The 784-nt window shown below is 38.8% G+C and carries 2 protein-coding genes; both read left to right on the plus strand.

The window, feature by feature from the left end; all coding sequences use genetic code 11:
* Window positions 1-476, plus strand: a 476-nt coding sequence (locus ASJ81_RS14315; RefSeq protein ID WP_449288773.1) for a Mu transposase domain-containing protein, incomplete at its 5' end; no start/stop codon positions are given.
* Window positions 473-784: ATP-binding protein (locus tag ASJ81_RS14320; protein WP_141241740.1), on the plus strand; the 312-nt coding region annotated here is incomplete at its 3' end. The genes ASJ81_RS14315 and ASJ81_RS14320, both read left to right, overlap by 4 nt.

Here is a 784-nt window from a genome sequence, read left to right on the forward strand (position 1 = left end):
ACGCCCAAGTTAACAGGTGGTTGGAAAGGGTAAATTCAACTGTCCACGGAACAACCTATCAAATCCCTCTTGAACGCTTTAAGGAGGAAAACCTGAACCCTCTGGGTCAGGTTCCTCCTTACAAAGTTGTCCATAAGGAGACCAGAAAGATCTCCAGAGACTGTTATATTTCATTCCTTGGAAATAAGTATTCTGTTCCGTACAGGTTTGCAGGAAGAACTGCACAGCTTCAGATCTTTGAAGGAAAATTCGAGGTCTATGTTGATTATGAAAAGGTCTGTGAACATGAAATTCTTCCAGGTAACTGCAGAGTTGCCAGGAAAAAGGAACATTTCCAGGGTCTACTGAGTGAGATTCTTAAAGAAAATTCAAAATGCAAGAAAGACTTACAGATTCCGTTGAAGTTCTCAGGTCCTGAAGTTGAAAAAAGGTCTCTTGATATCTATGATACATTCAGTGAAGGTGATTTTAAATGAACAACTTCAGCTATGAGAGACTTCATAGTAACCTGCACTACCTCAAACTGAATACTATTGAAGAGCTTCTGAACAACTACCTTGAAATTGCTGCAAGAGACAGCAAGACAACAATGGAAGTCCTTGATTATCTGTTTGAACAGGAAAAGAAACACAGGGAAGCTGTTGCAGTTGAGAGAAGGATGAAAAGTGCAGTTTTTCCTGTTAAAAAGATGCTTGAAGAATTCGATTTTGAGTTTCAGTCATCTATTGATAAAAAAGTCATAGAAGACCTTGCAACGTTGAGATTTGTTCATAATGCAGAGAAT

The organism is Methanosarcina spelaei (genome assembly GCF_002287235.1).
Lineage (GTDB): Archaea > Halobacteriota > Methanosarcinia > Methanosarcinales > Methanosarcinaceae > Methanosarcina > Methanosarcina spelaei.